Origin of the sequence: Bacillus sp. S4 (assembly GCF_040838205.1) — a bacterium.
Taxonomy (GTDB): Bacteria; Bacillota; Bacilli; order Bacillales; family Bacillaceae_G; genus Bacillus_A; species Bacillus_A cereus_U.
In genome coordinates this window covers 1-1,385 of sequence record NZ_JBFPJI010000503.1, presented here as the reverse complement: position 1 = coordinate 1,385, position 1,385 = coordinate 1, and the positions used below count along the sequence as shown (strand labels likewise).

Genomic DNA, 1,385 nt, shown 5'->3' with positions numbered 1-1,385 from the left:
ACAATAAGGTTATAATTTTTTGGCGAACTTTTCACATACATATTACCAGGAGGGAAAAAAGATGGCAAAATATACAATCGTTGACAAAGATACTTGTATCGCATGCGGTGCTTGTGGTGCTGCTGCACCAGACATTTATGACTATGATGATGAAGGTATTGCATTTGTAACATTAGACGATAACCAAGGTATCGTTGAAATTCCAGATGTATTAATTGAAGATATGATGGATGCATTCGAAGGTTGTCCAACTGACTCAATTAAAGTTGCTGACGAATCATTTGATGGCGACTCTTTAAAATTCGAATAGTCTTTTATTAACTTCAAACCCCCCTCATAAGTATGAGGGGGGTTTTTGCTCTCTTTTTCATTCTCACTAACAAAAAAACCATTGGCAGCGTAACTGCTAATGGTTTAATATTTTTAAGCATTTTTCATTTTTGCAAATACCCATACTTTCAAGCGTGAAAATAATGCTACAAATACAATTGTTACAACAATTCCTTTAATTACATTAAACGGTAATATCGCCGTTACAATAGTTTGTCGCATAATATCACTAGACATAGCTGGTGAATTTAAAAACCAAGTGTACGCTGGTAAAATAATAAAGTAGTTTAACACACTCATAATAACTGTCATAGTAATTGTGCCTAGCATTAATCCTGTCGTTAAACTTTTTACTGTGCGATACTTTCGGAATAAGAATGCTGCTGGACCAATAAATAAACATCCCGCTATAAAGTTTGCTACTTCTCCTACTGGTACTCCCGTTAAACTTCCTTGAATCCCGTAATGCAAAATATTTTTTATCGCTTCTACAATTACACCTGCAATTGGACTAAAAATTATCGCCGCAATTAAAGCTGGCACATCACTAAAATCAATTTTTAAAAATGGCGGAAGCCCTGGGAATGGAAAATCCAACATCATTAGTAAATACGCAATACTACTTAGCATCGCTACACTCACCATCTGCACTACACTGTTTTTTTGTTTCATCTTTCTCTCTCCTTTTCCATCGATCTTCTCATGGAAAGTGGAAAGGTTCTGCTATGCCTATTTTTTCATAGAACGAAAAAACCCTTTGTGATTTACACAAAGGGAGAATTTTAAGGCACATCAAACAGACGTTCAAATACTTATCTTTTTTGAACGCTTGAACCTCCATCTTCTCCCATCCAGACTGTACTGTCGGCTTTGGAATCACACCAAATCCTGCCTTAACGGCTCGCGGGCTTAGAACGAAATTATTAACTGTTCATCACCGCCGGTCGGGATTTTCACCCTGCCCCGAAGATAGACCGATATTCTATTTTCCATTTCATTATACAACAACATGATCGTATTGTGAACAAAAAAAGCGTAACTTATTAAAAATAAGT

At 36.2% G+C, this 1,385-nt stretch carries 2 protein-coding genes and 1 riboswitch; of the genes, one reads left to right on the top strand and one right to left on the bottom strand.

Features of this window, described 5'->3' with window-relative positions:
* The first annotated feature begins 61 nt into the window (after positions 1-61).
* Complete coding sequence (locus AB3X48_RS22040; RefSeq protein ID WP_001151994.1) at positions 62-310, top strand: ferredoxin; 249 nt, start codon at positions 62-64, stop codon at positions 308-310.
* A gap of 113 nt (positions 311-423) precedes the next feature.
* Here the strand turns inward: AB3X48_RS22040 and AB3X48_RS22035 are convergent, their stop codons facing one another.
* On the bottom strand, positions 424-1,002 hold the full coding sequence (locus AB3X48_RS22035; RefSeq protein WP_002011769.1) for an ECF transporter S component: 579 nt from the start codon (positions 1,000-1,002) through the stop codon (positions 424-426).
* A gap of 163 nt (positions 1,003-1,165) precedes the next feature.
* A riboswitch (FMN riboswitch) is annotated at positions 1,166-1,305 on the bottom strand.
* Positions 1,306-1,385 lie beyond the last annotated feature (80 nt).

Coding starts and splice junctions, on each gene's coding strand:
- AB3X48_RS22040 (WP_001151994.1), top strand. CDS start 62: ATGGCAAAATATACAATCGTTGACAAAGATACTTGTATCGCATGCGGT.
- AB3X48_RS22035 (WP_002011769.1), bottom strand. CDS start 1,002: ATGAAACAAAAAAACAGTGTAGTGCAGATGGTGAGTGTAGCGATGCTA.